Below are 20,614 nucleotides of genomic sequence, written 5' to 3' on the forward strand. Positions count from 1 at the left end.
TCATTTTCCGATGCCAGTCTCCATCAGCGGCTTTACCTTTATTCGCAACGGCGTGGGCCTGGGCTTTCCCTTTGAGGCCTCCATCCGCTCCCTGTTGCCCCTGGTCGATGAATTCGTCGTGGCAGTGGGCAAGGGCGAGGACGACACGCTGGAGCGCGTCAAGGCCATAGGCGACCCGAAAATCCGCATCATCGAAACCCTGTGGAACGAGCGCATGGCCGACCGCGGCTTTGTGTATGCCCAGCAGAAAATGATCGCGCAGTATTCGTGCACCGGCGACTGGGCTTTCTACCTTGAAGGCGATGAAGTCGTGCATGAGGGCGAACTGGCCGCCATACGCGCCAGCGTCGAGCGCCACCACAACAACCCGGCCGTCGAGGCGCTGGTCTTCGATTACCTGCATTTTTACGGCTCGCCCGACTGGATCTCCATCAGCCCCGGCTGGTACCGCCGCGAATGCCGTTTGATCCGCAACACCATACGCAGCTATGCACCCGATGGCCAGTACTGGCTGGTGACCACCCGACACAAGCGCGGGCGCAACCCGCAGGCCGCACTGGCCAACGCGCATATCTACCACTACGGCTGGATACGCCGCAACGAGGAAATGCAGAAGAAGCTGGACCAGGTCAGCAAGTACTGGGGCGAAGCCCTGGCGGCGCAGATCACCTACAGCCAGTTCGACCGCCGCGCCCTCGCCCCATTTACCGGCACGCACCCCGAGGCCGTGCGGCAATGGCTGGCCACCGAGGCTGAACCGGTCCTGAACCTCGACCCGGCCTACAAGCCCACGCCCAAGGAAAACAAATACCATTTCATGCGGCAGGTGGAGACACTGACCGGTCTGGACTTCAGCCGCAAGCATTTCAAGCTGGTGGCCTGAGGCGTTTTCAGGAATCCGCGCCCTTCACCGCCATCGCCGAAAAGTACAGCGCCTCCTGCTGCAGTGCGATTTCCCGCCACTGGTAATGCGCGGCAAAGGCCGCCGCGCCCTCTGACAGCGTTTCCCGCAGCGCGGCCTGGCCCAGCAAATCCCCCAGCACCCGCGCCAGTTCGCCCGCATCCCGGGGATCGTCCAGCAGCATCGCATTGGCACCCTGCACCAGCAGCCCGGCGATGCCGCAATACTTCGGCCCGCTGACCACCACCGGCAGGCCGTGGGCCATGGCCTCCAGCACCACCATCGCAAAGGTGTCCTCGAAGGTGGGGTGCACCAGGATATCGGCGGCTTCGTAGGCTGGGCTGACGTCTTTGAGCGCACCCAGGAAGAACACCCGCGCACCGAGTTTGAGCGTCTCGGCCAGCGCGCGGAATTCTGCAATATGGGCCGGGTTGCCCACCACCGCCAGCACAACCTCGGCCGGCAGTTGCATCAGAGCCTGCAGCAAAGCCTCCAGGCCCTTCTTGCGGTAATCGTTGCCCACAAACAGCAGGCAACGGCCCTCTGCCGGCAAGCCCAGCCGAGCCCTCGCCTCGCGTTTTTGATCCGCCGTCACCGGCAAGTTGGGCAGCGTGATGCCCGGGGTCACGACCGAAACGGCCGCGCGGCACGCCGGATAGGCGGCCTCCATGATGGGCCGCAGACTTTCGGAGGTCACCACCACCTGCCGGCCTGGGTGCGGCGTATAGCGCGCGCGCTCCAGTGCCAGGTAAGCCAGCAGACGCGGGCTGGTGACAACCTTGATCCAGCGCAGGAAGCGGCGCAGCCCACCGCGACCCTGGAACAGGCTGTGTTTGACCGGCATCACGTGCACCGTCTGCACCTCGCCGTGCCAGGTGTTTTCATGCGAGTGCACCACGTCGAAGCCGCGGCGCGTCGCCCACCAGGTTGCTGTGGCAAACCACAGCTGGTTGATCCAGCGCGGCTTGCGTATCGGGGCCGATACCTTGTGATAAGTCACGCCGGGCCACTGGTGATCAATTTCCTGCGCGAACACATGCACTTCGTGCCGGGCCGAGAGTTGTTCAACCAGGGCGATGGAATAGCGCTCAGCGCCGCCGCCGGTCGGCGAAAAAGTGCGGTTGAAGACGGCAACGCGCAGTTTCTGGGATGGGGAATCGGGCGGGCTCATTTTTTCCGGCGGTCCTCGTAGGCCGTGGCGATCTTGAGCCAGAACACCGGCAAGGTGGTTGAGCGCAGTACGGGCACCCGCGGCAACTGCAGCAGATCAGCGCCGCTATGGCAGCGACTGCGCTGTGTGGTGGTGGCGGTAGCAAAACCCAGTTCCCGGACCAACTCGACGTGCCTGGCCTCGTAATGGCCGTAGGGATAGCAGAAATGCTCGACCGGCCGGGCTATGACGGCCTCCAGCCCGGTTTTTCCGAGCACCATCTCCTGGCGACAACCAGACTCGTCGGTTTCCAGCAGATTGACGTGCCGGTGCGTATGCGAGCCAATCTCCTGCCCGCCCGCCACCCATTGGCGGATCTCGGCCTCGTCCATCAGCGGTGTCTGCGGAATGCCGATGTTCTCGTCCCAGATATTGGTTTTGCCCAACAACCCGCTGACCGCGTAGCAGGTAGACGAAAAGCCATGCTTCACCAACGCCGGCAGAGCATGCGTGAGGTTGTTCCGGTAGCCGTCGTCAAAAGTGATGCCAATCACCCTGCCGCTGCGCTCGCCCTGCAGGTAAGGTTGCAAGGCGCTCATGGACAGGCCGGTGTAACCGAGTAGTTTGAGCCAGGCCATTTGCCGCGCAAAGGCCGCAGGTGCCACGTACAGGCCGCGAAAAGGGCTGCCCTTTGGCGGCGCCTCGGCGATCTGGTGATAGACCAGGATGGGAATGGGCTGGCGGTTCTGGCTGAACATTGAAAGGGGCATGAAGGTCACAGCAGCACGATGTCGTATTGTTCCTGAGCCATCGCCGCTTCCGCCTGCAGGGAAATGGGTTTACCGATGAAGTCGCTCAGGCTGGCCAGGTGCTGGCTCTCTTCATCGAGGAAAAGTTCGATCACCTTGGGTGAAGCCACCACCCTGAATTCGCGCGGGTTGAACTGCCGCGCTTCGCGCAGGATTTCGCGCAGGATGTCGTAGGTCACGCTCCGCGCCGTTTTAACCACGCCTTTGCCCATGCAGGCTGCGCAGGGCTCGCAAAGCTGGTGGGCCAGGGATTCGCGGGTGCGCTTGCGTGTCATCTCCAGCAGGCCCAGTGCGGAAAACCCGTTGACACTGGTCTTGATGCGGTCTCGTGAGAGCTGCTTCTGAAATTCGCTCAGCACCGCATCGCGGTGGTTTTCCTTGACCATGTCAATGAAATCGACAATCACAATGCCGCCAAGGTTGCGCAGGCGCAGCTGCCGGGCAATCGCCTGCGATGCCTCCAGGTTCGTTTTGAAAATCGTGTCGTCGAAGTTGCGGGCACCGACAAATCCACCGGTATTGACATCGACGGTTGTCAGCGCTTCCGTTTGGTCGATGATCAGGTAACCGCCTGATTTGAGATCGACCCGCCGGCCCAGTGCTTTGGCAATTTCCTCGTCAATGTTGAACAAGTCAAAAATAGGACGTTCGCCACCGTAGTGCTGCAGCTTCGGCTCGGTTGCCGGCATGAACTCCACAGCAAATGCCTTCAGCTTTTCAAACTGCTCACGTGAATCAATGCGGATGGTCTGCGTTTCCTCTACCACCAGGTCGCGCAGCACGCGTTGCAGCAGATTAAGGTCCTGGTGCAGCACGGAAGCGGGGGGTAAACGCACAGACGCATCCTTGATCCGTCCCCAGGTCTTGCGCAGGTAGGTGATGTCCTCTGCCAGTTCAGCGTCTGTCGCATCCTCGCCGTTGGTTCTCAGTATGAATCCGCCACCCATGTCCGCAGTCAGGGCCTGAACCCGTTGACGAAGCTCTTCGCGTTGCCTGGGTGGTATTTTTTGCGACACACCGATATGGTTGTCCTGCGGCAAAAACACCAGCAACCGGCCGGCAATGCTGATTTGCGCGGTCAGCCGCGCGCCCTTGGTGCCTATCGGGTCTTTGAGGACCTGCACCATGACGGCCTGCCCTTCGAACAGCTGCTTTTCAATCGGCTGTAACGACGCCATGGCCGGTGACGTCAAGCCGCCAGCCGCCTGGGCATCCGTGTCGGCATGGCGGCTGTTGATGCTGCTCATGAGATCGGCCACGTGCAGAAAGGCTGCTCGGTCCAGTCCGATGTCGATAAAGGCCGACTGCATGCCGGGCAGCACGCGGGCGACCTTGCCCAGGTACACATTGCCGACCAGGCCGCGTTCCAGGGTGCGTTCAACGTGAAGCTCCTGCACTGCGCCGTGTTCGACCACCGCCACCCGGGTTTCCTGGGGAGACCAGTTGATCAGGATGTCTTGTTGCATGTCTTTTGGGAGATTGAGTTGGCTTGGGGGCGCTAGAGGCGGATACCCGCGGCCTGCAGCAGCTGGGCGGTTTCCCTCAGCGGGAGCCCCATGATGCCACTGTAGGAGCCATCGATGCGGCTGATGTGCATCGCCACCCTGCCCTGCACGGCATATGCGCCGGCCTTGCCCATAGGCTCGCCACTGGCCACATAGCTGCGGATCTGCGCGGTCGTCAGCGCGTCAAAACTGACACGCGAAATGCTCAGCGCCTCGAAACGACGGCGCCCGGACTGCACCGCCACGGCGGTCAGCACCCTGTGCGTACCGTCCGAAAGCTCGCGCAGCATGCGGGCCGCGTCTTTCGCGTCCTCCGGCTTGCCGTAAATCACCCGCCCCATGGCCACCGTAGTGTCCGAACAAAGGATGGGCGCCGGCGGCAGTTTGCGCCGCTTCATGCGGGTGACCGCGGCATCCAGCTTCAGGCCAGTGACGCGCTGGACGTAGGTGGCAGGCGCTTCATTCTTGAACACCGCCTCCAGCGATTCGGCGTCCTCATCGGCGTCCGGCAGCAGCAGTTCGTGACGCACGCCGAGTTGCTCCAGCAGTTGTCGCCGCCGTGGGCTTTGCGAGGCCAGGTAGATAAATTCAGGCATACAGCAGGTTATTCAGGTATTTGGATATTCAAACCAGCAGGAGCCGCGGAACTGGCTTTGCCGGGCCGCAGGCGCAGCGGCCCCCTCGGGGGCAGGAAGCTACACGAAGGGAGCGACCGTGGGGGCTTCATCACTCTCTGTGGTAAGGATGGTTGATCGTGATGCTCCAGGCGCGGTAAAGCTGCTCAATCAGCAGCACACGCACCATGGCATGCGGCAAGGTCAGGTCCGAGAGGCGCAGGCGCTCGTGCGCGGCCTGCTTGAAGCCGGCGTCCAGCCCGTCAGGCCCGCCGATCACGATGGCGACGTCGTCACCGGAGAGTTGCCAGGCTTTGAGTCGTTCAGCCAGTGCCACGGTAGTGACGGCCGTGCCGCGTTCATCGAGCGCCACGACGCGGGTGCCGCGGGCGATGCTCGCCTCTATGCGCCCGCGCTCGGCCGACAGCAGGTTTTCCAGGGTCTTGGAGGCGCGAGGCTCGGTCTTGACGGCTTTGAGCTCGACTTTCAGCTCTGGCGGGAAGCGCTTGGCGTAGTCGTCATAGGCCGTTTGCGCCCAGTCGGGCACTTTCTGGCCGACCGCTACGATCGTGAGCCTCATTTGCTCCGGGACGGAGTTTTCCTGGCGGCGGGTTTGCGGGCTGCTGTTTTAGCGGCGGTTTTGGCCGCAGTTTTCTTCGCCGCCACCTTTTTGGCTACGGGCACTTTGACAATTGGTGTCTTAACCGCAGGTTTTGCCGATGACCTGGCAGGAGCCGCTTTGGCGCCTGCCCGGGCCGGCTTGGCGGCTGGTTCGGTCGCAGGCGTGGCGGCATTGCGCTTGGCGGTCCAGTCGTTGGTCTTGCCGACCCGGCCCACATAGCTTGAATCGGGGGCCGTCGGCGCCTTTGCAGGTGCTTTGGCCGCCGACTTCGCGGTGGTCTTTGCGCCTGGTTTCGCGGAAGTTTTCGCGCCAGCGCGGGAAGTCTTGGGTTTGGCCTCCAGCTCGGCCTCGGATTTGGACGCCTTCACCAGTGGCGCGGGCGCGCCCAGCTTGAGTTTGATGGGCTTGTCGCCCCAGAGTTCTTCCAGATGGTAGTACTGGCGAATGGTCGGCTGCATGATGTGCGCCACAGCGGCGCCGCAATCAACAATGATCCATTCACCGTTGTCTTCGCCTTCAATGCGCGGCTTGGCAAAACCGGCGTCCCGCACGGCATCCCGCACGCTGGCGGCCAATGCCTTGGTCTGGCGGTTGGAGCTGCCGGAGGCGATGATCACGCGCTCGAACAATGACGTGATGTGCTCCGTGTCAAACACCTGGATGTCCTGCGCCTTGACGTCTTCCAGACCGTCAATGATGGCACGCTGCAGTTTCTGCACGTCCTTTTTGTCGGCGGCGGCGGAGGTTTTGACGGTGGTGGATGTCATGCAGTGTTTTGCTTCGATAAAGTGGGAAATTAATGGGAACCGTACAGCTGGTGAAGTGAAATATAACGCGCAACGGCTTCAGGGACCAACTGGGTAATTCCCCCTGTCACCGCGGCTCCGGAGGCCATTAACTGGCGAATCTGGGTGGCGCTGACAGGCATCAGGGGAAGATTGAGCAGGACAAAACGGTTGCTGCGGCTTTCGTAGGACTCAAATTGAGCTCCAGCCAGCGTGGATTGTGCGCGATCAGCTATACAAATTATAGCGAGGTCAAGAATGTCCTGCCACCGGTGCCATTGCCTGAAGACGGCAAACTGGTCTGCGCCAATGAACAGGTAAAGCTGGGCGCCCGGATTCTCCTCCTGGAGCGCCAAAAGCGTGTCAATGGTGAAAGTCGGCCCGGTGCGTTGCACCTCGCGCTCATCCACCCGAACGCCGGAAATATCGCCAAAAGCCAGCCTGGCCATGGCCAGCCGGTGAGCCGGCGCGCTCAAGGCGCGGGATTTGTGCCAGGCGTGGCCGGTCGGAACGACATACAAGGTATCAAGGCCAAACTGCCTGATCGCCTCTTGAACCAGTGCAACGTGTGCGCTGTGCGGCGGATCAAACGCACCACCAAACATGCCGATGCGCTTTTGCGCAGGTGACGGCGTTGCCATCAAACCCAGTCCCGTCTCGGCAAAAACTCCGTATACAGGCGCTCTTCAGGGCTGCCAGTCTCTACGCCCCGCTGATAAGACCAGCTCGCCAGCGGCGGCATGGACATCAGGATCGACTCCGTGCGCCCCCCGGATTGCAAACCAAAGTGCGTGCCGCGGTCCCACACAAGGTTGAACTCCACATATCGGCCGCGCCGGTAAAGCTGGAATTCGCGCTCCCGCTCACCATATGGCGTGTCCTTGCGCCGCTCAACAATTGGCAAATAGGCCTGCAAGAAAGAGTCAGCCACACTTTGCATCAGGGCAAAACTCCGGTCCGGCCCCAGCTCCTGGAAGTCGTCAAAGAAAACGCCGCCAATTCCACGCTGCTCCTGCCGGTGCTTCAGGTGAAAGTACTCATCACACCATTGTTTGAACCGGGGGTACTTGTCGTCGCCAAACGGTGCCAGCGCGTCCTTGCAGGTCTGGTGGAAATGCACCGCGTCCTCTTCAAACCCGTAATAAGGCGTCAGGTCCATGCCTCCACCAAACCAGCAGACGGCCTCGCCCGAGCCTGCCACCGGGGTCGCGGCCAGCATGCGCACATTCATATGGACTGTCGGCACGTAGGGATTACGCGGGTGAAACACCAGCGAAACCCCCAGGGCCTCAAACGGTGCGCCTGTCAATTCCGGACGGTGCTGCGTCGCCGAAGGCGGCAGCTTGGGGCCCCGCACATGCGAGAACCCGCAGCCGGCACGCTCAAACACCTGGCCCTGCTCCAGGATCATGGTGATGCCATTGCCCTGCAGCGTCTCGCCGGGCGCTTTCTGCCAATGGTCCGCCGTGAAGGACTGGCCGTCGATCCCGGAAACCGCGCCGGTGATGCGCTGCTGCAGCGCCAACAGAAAGTCTCGAACGCTTGAAATATCGGTCATGCTGCAGTGTTACCCGAAGGGCGGAGGGAAAAACCAGCGCTCATTTGGCGATCAAGACTTGACCGCGCGCCAGCCGATGTCTTTGCGGTACTGCGCACCATCAAATCCAATGTCCTGGGCAACTTCGTAGGCACGTTGCTGCGCGGCCTTCACCGTGCTGCCGAGTGCCGTCACGCACAGGACCCGGCCGCCAGCCGTTACCGTCGAATCGCCCTGTTTTCGTGTTCCGGCATGAAACACCATCGCGTCTTCGGCCGCATCGGCGCCTTTTTGCAGCCCATGAATCACGTCGCCCTTGCGCGGGCTCAGTGGATAACCGTGCGCAGCCATCACCACCCCCAGGGCTGGCCGGCGGTCCCAGTCCAGCTCGATCTGGTCCAGCGCACCCGAGGTGGCGGCCATCATCACCTCATACAGGTCGGTTTTGAGGCGCATCATGATCGGCTGCGTCTCCGGGTCGCCCATGCGGCAGTTGAATTCCAGTGTTTTCGGTTTGCCTTCCGCATCAATCATCAGGCCGGCATACAAAAAGCCGGTGAACGGAATGCCGTCTTTTTCCATGCCCTTGATGGTCGGCAGGATGATCTCGCGCATGGCGCGGCCGTGCACTTCGGGGGTAACGACCGGGGCCGGTGAATAGGCTCCCATTCCGCCGGTATTCGGGCCTTCATCGCCGTCCAGCAGGCGCTTGTGGTCCTGGCTGGTCGCCATGGCGGCCACATTCTTGCCGTCGCACATCACGATGAAACTGGCTTCTTCACCCTGCAAAAATTCTTCAATCACCACCCGAGCGCCACCCTCGTTGTGTGCCACGCCAAGCGGGTTGAAGTCGGGATTTGGCGCCAGCATGAATTCGATGGCCTCGTGCGCCTCGTGCAGCGTCATGGCCACCACCACGCCCTTGCCGGCCGCCAGGCCGTCGGCCTTGACGACTATCGGGGCGCCTTTTTCGTCCACGTAGGCGTGGGCCGCCGCAGCGTCGGTGAAGGTTTCATATTCAGCCGTCGGAATACCGTGGCGCTTCATAAAGGCCTTGGAGAACGCCTTGGAGCTTTCCAGCTGCGCCGCCGCCTTGGTCGGGCCGAAGACCCGCAAGCCGTGCGCACGGAACTCGTCAACGATACCGGCCGCAAGCGGCTGCTCGGGGCCCACCACTGTCAGCGCGATCTTTTCGGTCAGCGCCCATTCGCGCAGCGCCTTCACGTCGGTGATGTCAATATTTTCAAGGCGCGCATCCAGCGCAGTGCCGCCATTGCCTGGGGCGACATACACCGCCTGAACCTTGGGAGACTGCGCCAGTTTCCAGGCCAGGGCGTGCTCACGGCCACCGCCGCCCACCACTAAAACTTTCATGCTGCTGCTTTCATTGTGTGCCTGGCTTTGCTTTTGCTGTTGTGGTGTTGTTGCTTCATTGTGGCTGCGTGTTTGGTTTTCTTATTCAGACAACTCGGCGTTATGGAACACATCCTGGGTATCGTCCAGGTCTTCCAGCACGTCCAGCAGTTTTTGCATCTTGCGGGCATCCTCGCCGGCAAGTTCTATGGTGTTGTCGGCGCGCATGGTGACTTCGGCAATCTCGGGCTTGAGGCCGGCGGCTTCCAGCGCGTTCCTCACGGCTTCAAAGCCCGTGTAAGGCGTCAACACCTCAATGGCACCGTCTTCATGCGTGATGACGTCGTCGGCGCCGGACTCCAGCGCGACTTCCATGATCTTGTCTTCGCTGGTGCCGGGCGCAAAAATCAGCTGGCCGCAGTGCTTGAACTGGAAAGCCACCGAGCCTTCGGTGCCCATGTTGCCGCCATGTTTGGAAAAAGCGTGCCGCACTTCAGCCACGGTACGCACCTTGTTATCGGTCATGCAGTCCACGATGATGGCCGCGCCGCCGATGCCGTAGCCTTCGTAGCGGACTTCCTCGTAATGCACGCCTTCCAGGCTGCCCGTGGCCTTGGCAATGCCGTATTTGACGTTCTCATTGGGCATGTTGGCCGCCTTGGCCTTGTCCACTGCCAGACGCAGACGCGGATTCGTGCCCAGGTCGCCGCCGCCCATGCGGGCCGCCACCATGATTTCACGCATCACACGGGTCCAGATGCGCTGGCGCTTTTCATCCTGGCGCCCCTTGCGGTGTTGAATATTCGCCCATTTACTGTGACCGGCCACGAAGAATCCCTTTTCAGACTGATTAATTGATTTAATCTACAACCCGCATTTTACTTTTTCACTCCAGGACACCCCATGGCCGAGCCGTTACTGATTGCCAAGCACGATTCCATCCACTGCGAGATCCTTCCCGCGCTGGCCAACCGCCATGGGCTGATCACCGGCGCCACGGGTACCGGCAAGACCGTCACGCTGCAAACACTGGCCGAAAACTTCTCGAAAATCGGTGTCCCGGTCTTCATGGCCGACGTCAAAGGGGACCTGACCGGCATCAGCCAGGCCGGCACCATCGGCGACAAAATGGCCGGCATCCTCAAGGAACGCGGCATCGACCTTCCCGAATCGCTGGCCTGCCCCGCCACGCTGTGGGACGTCTTCGGCGAACAGGGTCACCCCGTGCGCGCTACCATTTCCGACATGGGCCCGCTGCTGCTGGGCCGCATGCTCAACCTCAACGAAACCCAGGCCGGCGTGCTCAACCTGGTGTTCAAGATTGCCGACGACAACGGCATGCTGCTGCTCGACCTCAAAGACCTGCGCGCCATGCTGCAGTACGTCGGCGACAACGCCAGCGAGTTCACCACCAAGTACGGCAACGTCAGCGCCGCCAGTGTGGGCGCCATCCAGCGCGGGCTGCTGCAGGTCGAAAGCCAGGGCGGCGACAAGTTCTTCGGCGAGCCCATGCTCAACATCAGCGACTTCATGCAAACCGTTGATGGCAAAGGGGTGATCAACATACTGGCCGCCGACAAGCTCATGAACTCGCCGCGCCTCTACGCCACCTTCCTGCTGTGGATGCTGTCCGAGCTGTTCGAACAACTGCCTGAAATTGGCGACCCGGACCAGCCCAAGCTCGTCTTCTTCTTTGACGAAGCCCACCTGCTCTTCAACGAAGCGCCCAAGGTGCTGGTCGAGCGCATCGAGCTGGTGGTGCGCCTGGTGCGCTCCAAGGGCGTCGGCGTGTATTTTGTGACGCAAAACCCATTGGACATTCCCGATTCGGTGCTGGCCCAGCTTGGTAACCGGGTGCAGCACGCCCTGCGCGCCTTCACTCCGCGCGACCAGAAAGCCGTCAAGGCCACCGCCCAGACCATGCGGCAAAAGCCCGGCCTCGACATCGAAACCGCGATCACCGAACTGGCCGTTGGCGAGGCCCTGGTGAGCTTTCTCGACAGCAAGGGCCGTCCCAGCGTGACGGAACGCGTTTACGTGCTGCCGCCCGGCAGCCAGATCGGTCCCATCACACCGCCACAACGCCAGCTGCTGCTGCAAAACTCACTGGTGGCCGGTGCCTACGAAAAGACCGTAGACCGCGAATCGGCCTACGAAGCCATCAAAGGCCGCGCGGAAGTCGCGGCCACGGAAGCGGCCAAAGCTCCCCAGGGCGGCGCGGCCGGCCAAACCGATTCGGGCGGCATCATGGGCGGGCTCAACGACGTCCTGTTCGGCACCACGGGCCCGCGCGGCGGCAAACACGACGGCCTGGCGCAAAGCATGGCCAAGTCCGCCGTGCGTACCATGGGCTCGGCCGTGGGCCGGGAAATCATCCGCGGCGTCCTCGGCAGCATCTTCGGCGGCAAAAAACGCTGAGCCTGCGCACAGACCCGGTGCGTTCGGCCGGGCCTGTCGCAAATTAACGACCCGGCAAAACTGCCGGGCTTGTCAATCCCGGCACGCATCGCTACATTGGATTTTTTAAGGATCCGCAATGCCTGCTGAAGTTGCCGCCAAATCACCCGATCCAAGGCCGGCCTCCCCCTCGCCTGTTTCTGCGCCTGCCTCCTCCACAGCTCCAGCCAGCCCTGCGGTCTCCCACATCCGATTGACCTCTCACGCAGGAGGTTATGGCGCCTTGCCCATCCGCTGGGCCGCCGCCACTGCCACCGAACGCGGCCCGGTGGTGGGCACCACCACCAAACGCAGCCACCGCAACGTCATCGGCACGCATAGCGGCTCGTACAGCGTCTACCGCGCGCTCGCCGTTGCTTCCGGCGCGCTCAAGGCCAGCCACAAGGCCGACCTCACCAACACCTCGCCGACCGACGTGATCGGCCCCTACCCGCAATGGAGCGAGCCTGGCCGTATCGTCGCCGTGGACCCATGGGGCGCGATGGTGGCCGACGTTTTTTCCAGTGAGCTGGCAGCGGGTTACGACATCCGGCCAACCATCGCCGTAACCCAGGCCCACGTGATCCTGCCCGAGGTGATCGAAGCCCTGCAGTCCGGCAGGCTCAAGGCCGACGGCAAGTTTTTGACAGCCGGCGGCGCGGCCATGGTGACCAAGGTCGCCGTTGAACCGGTCTGGTACCTGCCCGAAATTGCCCGGCGCTTTGGCTGCAGCGAAACCGATTTGCGCCGCGTGCTGTTTGAAGAAACCGGCGGCATGTACCCCGAGCTCGTCACCCGCAGCGACCTGGAAGTCTTCCTGCCGCCCATCGGCGGCCTCACGGCCTACATCTTTGGCCGCCCGCGCGACCTCGCCAACCCCGACATCGAGCTCACAGCCCGCGTGCATGACGAATGCAACGGCTCCGACGTCTTCGGCTCAGACATCTGCACCTGCCGCCCCTACCTCACACACGCCATTGAAGAGTGCATCCAGGGTGCCCAGCGCGGCGGCGTGGGCCTTGTGTCCTATTTCCGCAAGGAGGGCCGGGCGCTCGGCGAAGTCACCAAATTCCTGGTCTACAACGCCCGCAAGCGCCAGGTGGGCGGCGACACCGCCGACCAGTACTTCAACCGCACGGAATGCGTGGCCGGCGTACAGGACATGCGCTTCCAGGAACTCATGCCAGACGTGCTCAACTGGCTGGGCATCCGCAAGATCCACCGGCTCGTTTCCATGAGCAACATGAAGTACGACGCCATCACCCGCTCGGGCATCGAGGTAGTTCAGCGCATCAATATTCCCGAGCACATGATCCCGGCCGACGCCCAGGTCGAAATGGACGCCAAGATGGCCGCAGGCTATTTCACCCCCGGCGCGGTGCCCGACGCCGAAGAACTGAAAAAAGCCAAGGGCCGGGGGCTGGATGTCTGAAACCACACCCGCTCCTGACAGTCCCAGCAACCCCGCCAACGCCACCTATACCATCGCCGGAAACCTGCGCGGGATCAGCGCCGCCGCAGAATTGCGTTCCACCAGAACCATACGCGCCCGCGCCTCTGCCCTGCTTGAGCGCGCACGCCGCGGCGAATCCGCCTGGTTTACCGTCAACGACGGCGCCATGACCACCGCCGCTGCGCTGGTTGCTGAAATCACCCGCGCCCGCTACCCGGACCTGGACATTCCGTACCACAGCCGCTGGCGACATTTTGAAGCTGGCGGCATTGACCGCCTGGGTTTACTCAATGCAGCACTGGCATCCGCCACGCCTGCCGGGCGCGCCCGCGCGCAGATTGACCTCGCGCTCATCAGCGTGCTGCTGGACGCCGGTGCCGGCGCCCAGTGGCACTACCTCGAAGCCGCCCAGGGAGAGCATCCCTGCAGCGAATACAGCCGTTCCGAAGGCCTGGGGGTGGCAAGTTTTCACGCCTTCATGGCTGGGCTCTTTTCCAGCGATCCACAGCAACCGCTGCAGGCCGATGCCCTCAAGCTCAAAACCATTACCGCAGACCAGCTTGCCCTGGCTTTTCAGGTCACGCCCGAAAACCCGCTGATCGGCCTCGAAGGCCGCGCCGCGCTGCTGCGGCGCCTCGGCCAGGCACTTCAGGACCAGCCTGCGCTCTTTGGCCAGCGCGGCCGTCCCGGCCATTTGTTTGAAGCGCTGGCGCAACCCGGGCAAAGTGCTATCGAGGCGCACGAGCTGCTGTCGGTGCTGCTCACCAGCCTCTCGTCTATTTGGCCAGCCCAAAATGTCATGGGCAACATTCCCCTGGGCGACTGCTGGCAGCACAGCGCGGCAGGCGACGATGAATCCGAAAAAGCTGGGCCCAGCCATGGCTGGATGCCTTTCCACAAGCTGTCGCAGTGGCTCACCTATTCACTGCTGGAGCCTTTCGAGTGGGCCGGTGTGCAGGTCAAAGGGCTAGACGCGCTGACCGGCCTGCCCGAATACCGCAACGGCGGCCTGTTCCTCGACGCCGGTGTGCTGGTGCTGAAAGACCCGGCCCAGGCTGGGCGCCTGCATGCCGCCGGCGACGAACTCATCGTGGAGTGGCGCGCGCTTACCGTGGCCCTTCTCGACGAGCTCGCGCCACTGGTGCGTGAGCAGCTGGGATTGACCGCCGAGCAGATGCCGCTGGCCTGCGTGCTCGAAGGCGGCACCTGGGCCGCAGGGCGTGCACTGGCACAGCAATTGCATCAAGGTTTGCCGCCCCTGAACATCGAAAGCGACGGCACCGTATTCTGAACATCGATCCCGAAAGATGCGCGGACCCGACGGGCACAGGCACAGGTAAAAGCAGAATAAAAATAACAACCGAACAAAACAAAGACAGAACACAGAGGCACACAAGAAAATGACCATCCAGAGCAACAAAGTCCACCTGATCGACCACCCGCTGGTACAGCACAAGCTCACCCTGATGCGCCGTAAGGACGCCTCCACCAACACCTTCCGCACCCTGCTCAACGAGCTCAGCATGCTGATGGCCTACGAGGTCACGCGTGACATGCCGATGCAGGACATCGAGATCGAGACCCCGCTCGAAATCACCACCTCCAAAGTCATCGACGGCAAGAAGCTGGTGTTTGTCTCTATCCTGCGCGCCGGCAACGGCATTCTTGAAGGCATGCTCAGCGTGGTGCCCGGCGCCCGCGTCGGCCACGTCGGCCTGTACCGCGACCCGAAAACCCTGACGGCGGTCGAGTACTACTTCAAGATGCCGCACGACATGGAAGAGCGCGACATTGTCGTGGTCGACCCAATGCTCGCCACCGGCAACTCGGCCATCGCGGCGGTCGAGCGGCTCAAGGAGCTCAACCCCAAGTCCATCAAGTTCGTCTGCCTGCTGACCTGCCCCGAAGGCATCAAGGCCCTGCAGACCGCCCACCCGGACGTGCCCATCTACACCGCCGCCATTGACCGCGAACTCAACAGCCATGGCTACATCCTGCCGGGCCTGGGCGACGCGGGCGACCGGATCTTCGGAACCAAATAAGGCCTCCGCCCTTTATGGACGTGCGCAAGCAGCTCCTGAATTGATAGCAGTTTCCAGACACCGCCAACCCACCTGAAAACCCAACCGGAGAGTCCCATGCCTCAGATTTTCAAGCGCCGCCAGCTCGTTCTATTGGCAACCGCCCTCGCAACCGCCCTGCCCGGCCTGGCCCTTGCCCAGGCAGCCAAAACCAAGGTTGCGGCCATCTACACCGTGCCGTTTGAGCAGCAATGGGTCAGCCGCCTGCACAAGGCGCTCAAAGCCGCCGAAGCGCGCGGGGAGATCGAATACAAGGCCACTGAAAACGTCTCCAATGCCGACTACGAACGTGTCATGCGCGAATACGCCACGGCCGGCAACGCGCTCATCGTCGGCGAAGCTTTTGCGGTGGAGGCCGCGGCCCGCAAGGTCGCCAAGGACTTCCCGAAAGTGTCCTTCCTCATGGGCTCGTCCGGCAAGGTGCAGGAGCCCAACTTCTCGGTGTTCGACAACTACATTCAGGAGCCGGCCTACCTAAGCGGCATGATCGCCGGCGGCGTGACCAAGAGCAACAAGATCGGCATGGTCGGCGGTTTTCCGATTCCCGAAGTCAACCGCCTGATGAACGCCTTCATGGCAGGCGCCAAAGAAACCAACCCCAAGGTCGAGTTCAGCGTGAGTTTCATCAACAGCTGGTTTGACCCGCCCAAAGCCAAGGAAGCCGCCTTCGCCATGATCGACAAGGGCGCCGACGTGATGTACGCCGAGCGCTTCGGTGTGAGCGACGCCGCCAAGGAAAAGGGCAAGCTGGCCATCGGCAACGTCATCAACACGCAAGACAAATACCCCGACACCGTGGTGGCGTCGGCCCTGTGGAACATGGAGCCCAGCATCGACCGCGCGATCAAGGCCGTCAAGGAAGGCAAATTCAAGGCCGAAGACTACGGCCCGTATTCCATGATGAAGTACAAGGGCTCCGAACTCGCCCCGCTGGGCACCTTCGAGAAAAAGGTGCCCGCCGACATCGTTGCCAAGGTCAAGGCCAAAGAAGCCGACATCCTGGCCGGCAAGTTCACCGTCAAGGTCGACGACGGCCAGCCCAAGTCCACCGCCAAATAAGCCGGCGTTTCACCGCCCCACCTGAAAGCGCCGTATGCATTCCCTGTTTTGCTTGCGGCGTTTTCTTTTCAGTCAGCCTGTTGCCTGGCGGGCCGCGGCGCCGCTGGCCTTCCTGGCCTTTCTGTCATTTGGCCTGTTGGGATGTGCGGGTCCGGCGTCTGTCCCATCCAATCCATCAGGCGCAGCTGCGGGCATTCCTGTCCGGCTTGACGCCACGCCCCGCATCGCGGTGATGTCGGCTTTTCAGCCCGAACTGACCCTGTTGCTCAACCGCTTGCAAGGCCCCGCCAGGCACCGCATCAACGGCGTCGATTTCACCACCGGCACCCTGCAGGGCAAGCCGGTTGTGCTGTTCCTTTCCGGCATCAGCATGGTCAATGCGTCCATGAACACGCAGCTGGTGCTGGACCGTTTCAACATCACCCACATCGTCTTTAGCGGCATCGCCGGTGGCGTCAACCCGGCCCTGCACATCGGCGACGTCAGCGTACCCACCCAATGGAGCCAATACCTTGAAGTGCTGATGGCACGCGAAACTTCGCCGGGCCGCTTCACTATCCCGCCGCGCATGGAGGCGCAGACCCTGGCGCCCTTCGGCATGCTGCACCCGCGCCCGGTTGAAACGCGCACCGCCGCCAACCCGGCGCCCGTACGCAAGTTTTGGTTTGAAGTCGACCCCCGGATGCTCGCGGTTGCCAGGGGCATGGGCAACATCGAACTCGGCGCCTGCAACGCGGGGGTATGCCTCACGCACAAACCGCAGCTGATGGTGGGCGGCAACGGCGTGTCGGGCCAGGCCTTTGTCGACAATGCTGCCTTCCGCGAATACGCCTTCAAGACCTTCCAGGCCAACGTACTCGACATGGAAACCGCCGCCGTGGGCATGGTGGCCTACAGCAACAGCGTGCCTTACATCGCCTTCCGGTCGCTCAGCGACCTGGCCGGCGGCGGTGAAGCCGCCAATGAAATGGTCACTTTCATGAACATCGCTGCCGACAACTCGGCCAAGGTTCTATTGGCGTTTCTCGCGGCCTGGAAATAACATGCCCGAGCTCACCGGCATCGACCACATCTACATTGCCGTGAGCAACATGGCCGAGTCGGAAGCGTTCTACGACAAGCTCATGCTCAAGGCACTCAGCTGCCGCAAAAACACCTTCACCATCGGCGGCGACCCGCACATCCAGTACTACAACCGCCACTTTGGTTATGTGCTGCGGCCAGCCCGCTCGCAAGCCGCGCACGACTCATACTCGCCCGGCCTTCATCACTTCTGCCTGCGCGTAGACACCATCGAAGACGTGGCCGAATGCGCACGGCTGCTGCAGGCCTCCGGCATCAACGCCAGCGAGCCGCACAACCACGGCGAATACGCACCCGACTACTGGGCCACTTTTTTCACCGACCCCGACGGCCTTCGTCTGGAGATCACCAACTACCGCCAGGAGCGGCGCGACCGGCATGACCACTGGGCATCCCTCGGCTGAGAACGCACAACCGCCGGCGCTGCGGCTGAACGGCATCACCAAACGCTTCGGCCCGCTGGTTGCCAACGACGCGATTTCGCTTCAACTGCACAGCGGTGAAATCCTCGCGCTGTTGGGTGAAAACGGCGCCGGCAAGTCCACGCTGGTGTCCATCCTCTTTGGCCACTACACCGCCGACGAAGGCCACATCGAAATCTTTGGCCAGTCGCTGCCACCGGGTAACCCCAAGGCCGCGCTGGCGGCGGGTGTCGGCATGGTGCACCAGCATTTCACGCTGGCCGACAACCTCAGTGTGCTCGACAACGTGATGCTGGGCAGCGAGCCGCTGTGGCAACTGTTTTCACGTCGCAGAGCAGCCCGTGCCAGGCTGCTGGACGTGGCCCGGCGCTTTGGCCTGCCCGTGGCGCCCGATGCCAGGGTGGGCAGCCTCTCGGTCGGTGAACGCCAGCGTGTCGAGATCCTGAAAGCGCTGTACCGCGGTGCACGCATCCTGATCCTGGACGAACCCACCGCCGTGCTGACGCCGCAGGAAAGCGAGGCGCTTTTCGATACGCTGGGCCAGATGGTGGCGCAAGGCCTGTCCATCATTTTCATCAGCCACAAGCTCGGCGAGGTGCTGCGCGTGTCGAACCGGGTGGCTGTGCTGCGCGGTGGCAAGCTGGTGGCCGAAGCACCTGCCGCCGGTACCAGCCAGGCGCAGTTGGCGCAATGGATGGTCGGCCACGCCGTCACCACCACACAACGCCGCCCCGCGCCGTCAACCGGCCTGCCGGTCTGCACGCTGGAAGGCGTCAGCACGGCCGATGCGGGGCAAGACCGCCTGGATGGCGTTTCGCTTCAGCTCAAGGCCGGTGAAATCGTCGCCATTGCGGGTGTCTCAGGCAACGGCCAGCTCGCCCTGGCCGACCTGCTGTGTGGCACCCGCGCCGCCAGCCAGGGCTCCGTGACATTTCTGGGCCAACCCATGAAGGCCTCGCCAGCCTGGCTGGTCACCCAGGGCGTGGCGCGCATCCCCGAAGACCGGCATGGCGTGGGCGTGGTTGGCGACCTCAGCGTCTGGGAAAACGCCGTGTCAGAGCGCTTGCGCAGCCCGGTGTTTTCCAAAGTGCTGTGGGTCAAGCGCAAGGCCGCGCAGGCCCATGCAGCCCGCATCATGCGCGAGTTTGACGTGCGCGGCGGCGGACCGGACACCGCGGCGCGCTCGCTGTCGGGCGGCAATATGCAAAAGCTCATCCTCGGGCGGGCGCTCGTGGCCCCCACGCTTGTCGCTTCGCGTACTGCGCTGCCCCCCGAGGGGGCTATTTTTCCTAGGGGCGGCCCGTCGGAAAAATGTTTCCCCTCTTCCGAAACCGCACCCCAGCCGGCCAAACTGATCATCGCCCACCAGCCCACCTGGGGCCTGGACATCGGCGCCGTTGCCTATGTGCAGCAGCAACTGATCGCAGCACGAGACGCCGGCGCGGCCGTGCTGGTCATTTCTGATGACCTGGACGAAGTGGTGGCGCTCGGCGACCGCGTGGCGGTGATGCACGCGGGCCAGCTGACGGAGGCTCTGCCCGCCGAAGCCTGGACACGCGAGGCCATTGGGCTGGCCATGGCTGGAGCCAATGGGGGTGACTCGAGCGCCGCCGGGCCGCCCCAAGGAGCGAGGGGCCCCTCGGGGGGCAGCGCATTACACGAAGTGAAAAGCGTGGGGGCCAACCAGTTATGAGGCTGGAGAAAAGAACACAAACCTCAAAGCTGGCCCTGGTGCTCGCGCCCATAGGCGCCATCGTCTTCACCTTGCTGATCAGCGCACTGCTGGTGCTATGGGCCGGCGCGCCGCTGGGCCAAACCTATGTGCTGCTGTTCAAGGGCGGCTTTGGTTCCGTCTTTGCCCTCAGCGAAACCTTCACCCGTGCAGTGCCCCTCATCCTGACCGGCCTGGCCGCCACGGTGGCCTTCAAGGCGAGGCTTTTCAACATTGGCGCCGAAGGCCAGCTTTATGCCGGCGCGCTGGCCGCCGTGGCTGTGGGCGGCATGCATGGGGGTACCGGTTTTGAGCTCCCCACCTGGCTGCTGTTCGGGCTGATGATGCTGGCCGCCGCCGTTGCCGGTGCGCTGCTGTTGCTGGGCCCGGCCCTGCTGAAGGCCCGGCTGGGCGTCGATGAAGTCGTCACCACCCTGCTGCTCAACTTCATCATGCTGCTGTTTGTGTCGGCCATGCTCGACGGCCCCATGAAAGACCCCACCGCCATGGGCTGGCCGCAAAGCGTGGCGCTGCAGGGCGATCTGGAGCTTTCCAGGCTCGTCGCGCAGACACGCATCCACACCGGCCTGCTGTGGGCCGCTGCGCTGGCTGTGGCGCTGTGGGCCTTGCTGAAGTACACCGTGCTGGGCTTTGACATACGCGCTGTGGGCGCCAACGCCAAAGCCGCGGCGTTCGCCGGCGTGCCCGTCACCCGCACGGTGGTGCTGGTTGCCCTGCTCTCGGGCGCGCTGGCCGGGCTGGCAGGCGCCATTGAAGTCGCCGGCCGCACCAGCTACGTCACGCTCGACATGTCGCCCGGCTACGGCTACACCGGCATCGTGATCGCCATGCTGGCCGCACTTAACCCCATGGGCGTTCTGGCGGCAGCCGTGTTTGTGGCGGGCGTGCTGGTCGGCGCCGACACCATGAGCCGTGCCGTGGGCGTGCCGACCTATATCGCCGACGTCATCGTGGCGGCGTCGCTGATCTCGGTGCTGGTCGCGACGTTGATGACGCAATACCGGGTGGTAGTTAAAGAAAAAGGCCGGGCCGCATGAAATTCTTCAGCACCCGCGCCTTGCCAACCCATGCA

General features: G+C 62.9%; 20 protein-coding genes. 10 read left to right on the plus strand and 10 right to left on the minus strand.

From position 1 onward, the window contains the following. Window positions 1-10: 10 nt before the first annotated feature. The gene (locus AC1DVV_RS07080; RefSeq protein WP_457280822.1) at window positions 11-883 is read left to right on the plus strand and encodes a glycosyltransferase family protein; all 873 of its coding nucleotides are present in this window, start codon (window positions 11-13) and stop codon (window positions 881-883) included. A 7-nt stretch (window positions 884-890) separates the two neighbouring features. Here AC1DVV_RS07080 and AC1DVV_RS07085 read toward each other — a convergent pair whose 3' ends face one another. From AC1DVV_RS07085 to AC1DVV_RS07130, 10 genes are all read right to left on the minus strand, one after another. Then, on the minus strand, window positions 891-2,072 hold the full coding sequence (locus tag AC1DVV_RS07085) for a glycosyltransferase family 4 protein (RefSeq protein WP_477665983.1): 1,182 nt from the start codon (window positions 2,070-2,072) through the stop codon (window positions 891-893). Beyond that, complete coding sequence (locus AC1DVV_RS07090) at window positions 2,069-2,809, minus strand: polysaccharide deacetylase family protein (RefSeq protein ID WP_457280820.1); 741 nt, start codon at window positions 2,807-2,809, stop codon at window positions 2,069-2,071. The genes AC1DVV_RS07085 and AC1DVV_RS07090 overlap by 4 nt, the downstream gene beginning before the upstream one ends. Before the next feature lie 17 nt (window positions 2,810-2,826). Then, on the minus strand, window positions 2,827-4,326 hold the full coding sequence (rng, locus tag AC1DVV_RS07095) for a ribonuclease G (RefSeq protein WP_457280819.1): 1,500 nt from the start codon (window positions 4,324-4,326) through the stop codon (window positions 2,827-2,829). 32 nt (window positions 4,327-4,358) lie between these two features. After that, window positions 4,359-4,961, minus strand: coding sequence for a Maf family protein (locus tag AC1DVV_RS07100; RefSeq protein ID WP_457280818.1), 603 nt, complete (start codon window positions 4,959-4,961; stop codon window positions 4,359-4,361). A 130-nt stretch (window positions 4,962-5,091) separates the two neighbouring features. Further along, the gene (rlmH, locus tag AC1DVV_RS07105; RefSeq protein WP_436154540.1) at window positions 5,092-5,559 is read right to left on the minus strand and encodes a 23S rRNA (pseudouridine(1915)-N(3))-methyltransferase RlmH; all 468 of its coding nucleotides are present in this window, start codon (window positions 5,557-5,559) and stop codon (window positions 5,092-5,094) included. Next, window positions 5,556-6,368 (minus strand): ribosome silencing factor, encoded by an 813-nt coding sequence (gene rsfS / locus AC1DVV_RS07110; protein WP_477665982.1) that lies wholly within the window; start codon window positions 6,366-6,368, stop codon window positions 5,556-5,558. The genes rlmH and rsfS overlap by 4 nt, the downstream gene beginning before the upstream one ends. Before the next feature lie 29 nt (window positions 6,369-6,397). Next, the gene (nadD, locus tag AC1DVV_RS07115; RefSeq protein WP_457280816.1) at window positions 6,398-7,027 is read right to left on the minus strand and encodes a nicotinate (nicotinamide) nucleotide adenylyltransferase; all 630 of its coding nucleotides are present in this window, start codon (window positions 7,025-7,027) and stop codon (window positions 6,398-6,400) included. Beyond that, a complete protein-coding gene (gene hemF, locus AC1DVV_RS07120; RefSeq protein ID WP_457280815.1) occupies window positions 7,027-7,944 on the minus strand; it encodes an oxygen-dependent coproporphyrinogen oxidase in 918 nt (305 codons plus the stop codon). The genes nadD and hemF overlap by 1 nt, the downstream gene beginning before the upstream one ends. Window positions 7,945-7,995: 51 nt before the next feature. Then, complete coding sequence (gene purD / locus AC1DVV_RS07125; RefSeq protein ID WP_457280814.1) at window positions 7,996-9,297, minus strand: phosphoribosylamine--glycine ligase; 1,302 nt, start codon at window positions 9,295-9,297, stop codon at window positions 7,996-7,998. 81 nt (window positions 9,298-9,378) lie between these two features. After that, window positions 9,379-10,104 (minus strand): YebC/PmpR family DNA-binding transcriptional regulator, encoded by a 726-nt coding sequence (locus tag AC1DVV_RS07130; protein WP_457280813.1) that lies wholly within the window; start codon window positions 10,102-10,104, stop codon window positions 9,379-9,381. A gap of 75 nt (window positions 10,105-10,179) precedes the next feature. On the opposite strand from AC1DVV_RS07130, the gene AC1DVV_RS07135 reads away from it, so the two are divergent. The 9 genes from AC1DVV_RS07135 to AC1DVV_RS07175 all read left to right on the plus strand — a co-directional run bounded on the left by AC1DVV_RS07135 (window position 10,180) and on the right by AC1DVV_RS07175 (window position 20,579). Further along, on the plus strand, window positions 10,180-11,694 hold the full coding sequence (locus AC1DVV_RS07135; RefSeq protein ID WP_477665981.1) for a helicase HerA-like C-terminal domain-containing protein: 1,515 nt from the start codon (window positions 10,180-10,182) through the stop codon (window positions 11,692-11,694). A 118-nt stretch (window positions 11,695-11,812) separates the two neighbouring features. Then, the gene (locus AC1DVV_RS07140) at window positions 11,813-13,144 is read left to right on the plus strand and encodes a GTP cyclohydrolase II (protein WP_477702365.1); all 1,332 of its coding nucleotides are present in this window, start codon (window positions 11,813-11,815) and stop codon (window positions 13,142-13,144) included. After that, window positions 13,137-14,456, plus strand: coding sequence for a URC4/urg3 family protein (locus tag AC1DVV_RS07145; protein WP_457280810.1), 1,320 nt, complete (start codon window positions 13,137-13,139; stop codon window positions 14,454-14,456). The genes AC1DVV_RS07140 and AC1DVV_RS07145 overlap by 8 nt, the downstream gene beginning before the upstream one ends. A 109-nt stretch (window positions 14,457-14,565) precedes the next feature. Next, window positions 14,566-15,207: a uracil phosphoribosyltransferase gene (upp, locus tag AC1DVV_RS07150; protein ID WP_457280809.1), complete on the plus strand. Its 642-nt coding sequence runs from the start codon at window positions 14,566-14,568 to the stop codon at window positions 15,205-15,207. A gap of 96 nt (window positions 15,208-15,303) precedes the next feature. Beyond that, a complete protein-coding gene (locus AC1DVV_RS07155) occupies window positions 15,304-16,305 on the plus strand; it encodes a BMP family protein (RefSeq protein ID WP_457280808.1) in 1,002 nt (333 codons plus the stop codon). A gap of 34 nt (window positions 16,306-16,339) precedes the next feature. Continuing rightward, window positions 16,340-17,347 (plus strand): 5'-methylthioadenosine/S-adenosylhomocysteine nucleosidase, encoded by a 1,008-nt coding sequence (locus AC1DVV_RS07160; protein WP_457280807.1) that lies wholly within the window; start codon window positions 16,340-16,342, stop codon window positions 17,345-17,347. Between the two features lies 1 nt (window position 17,348). Continuing rightward, a complete protein-coding gene (locus AC1DVV_RS07165) occupies window positions 17,349-17,792 on the plus strand; it encodes a VOC family protein (protein ID WP_457280806.1) in 444 nt (147 codons plus the stop codon). Next, window positions 17,767-19,503 (plus strand): ABC transporter ATP-binding protein, encoded by a 1,737-nt coding sequence (locus AC1DVV_RS07170; protein ID WP_477702363.1) that lies wholly within the window; start codon window positions 17,767-17,769, stop codon window positions 19,501-19,503. Before AC1DVV_RS07165 ends, AC1DVV_RS07170 begins: the two co-directional genes overlap by 26 nt. After that, window positions 19,500-20,579, plus strand: a complete 1,080-nt coding sequence (locus AC1DVV_RS07175) for an ABC transporter permease (RefSeq protein ID WP_477702362.1) — start codon at window positions 19,500-19,502, stop codon at window positions 20,577-20,579. The genes AC1DVV_RS07170 and AC1DVV_RS07175 overlap by 4 nt, the downstream gene beginning before the upstream one ends. The last annotated feature ends 35 nt before the right edge of the window (window positions 20,580-20,614 follow it).

It is taken from the genome of Polaromonas sp. P3_B4 (assembly GCF_056402835.1).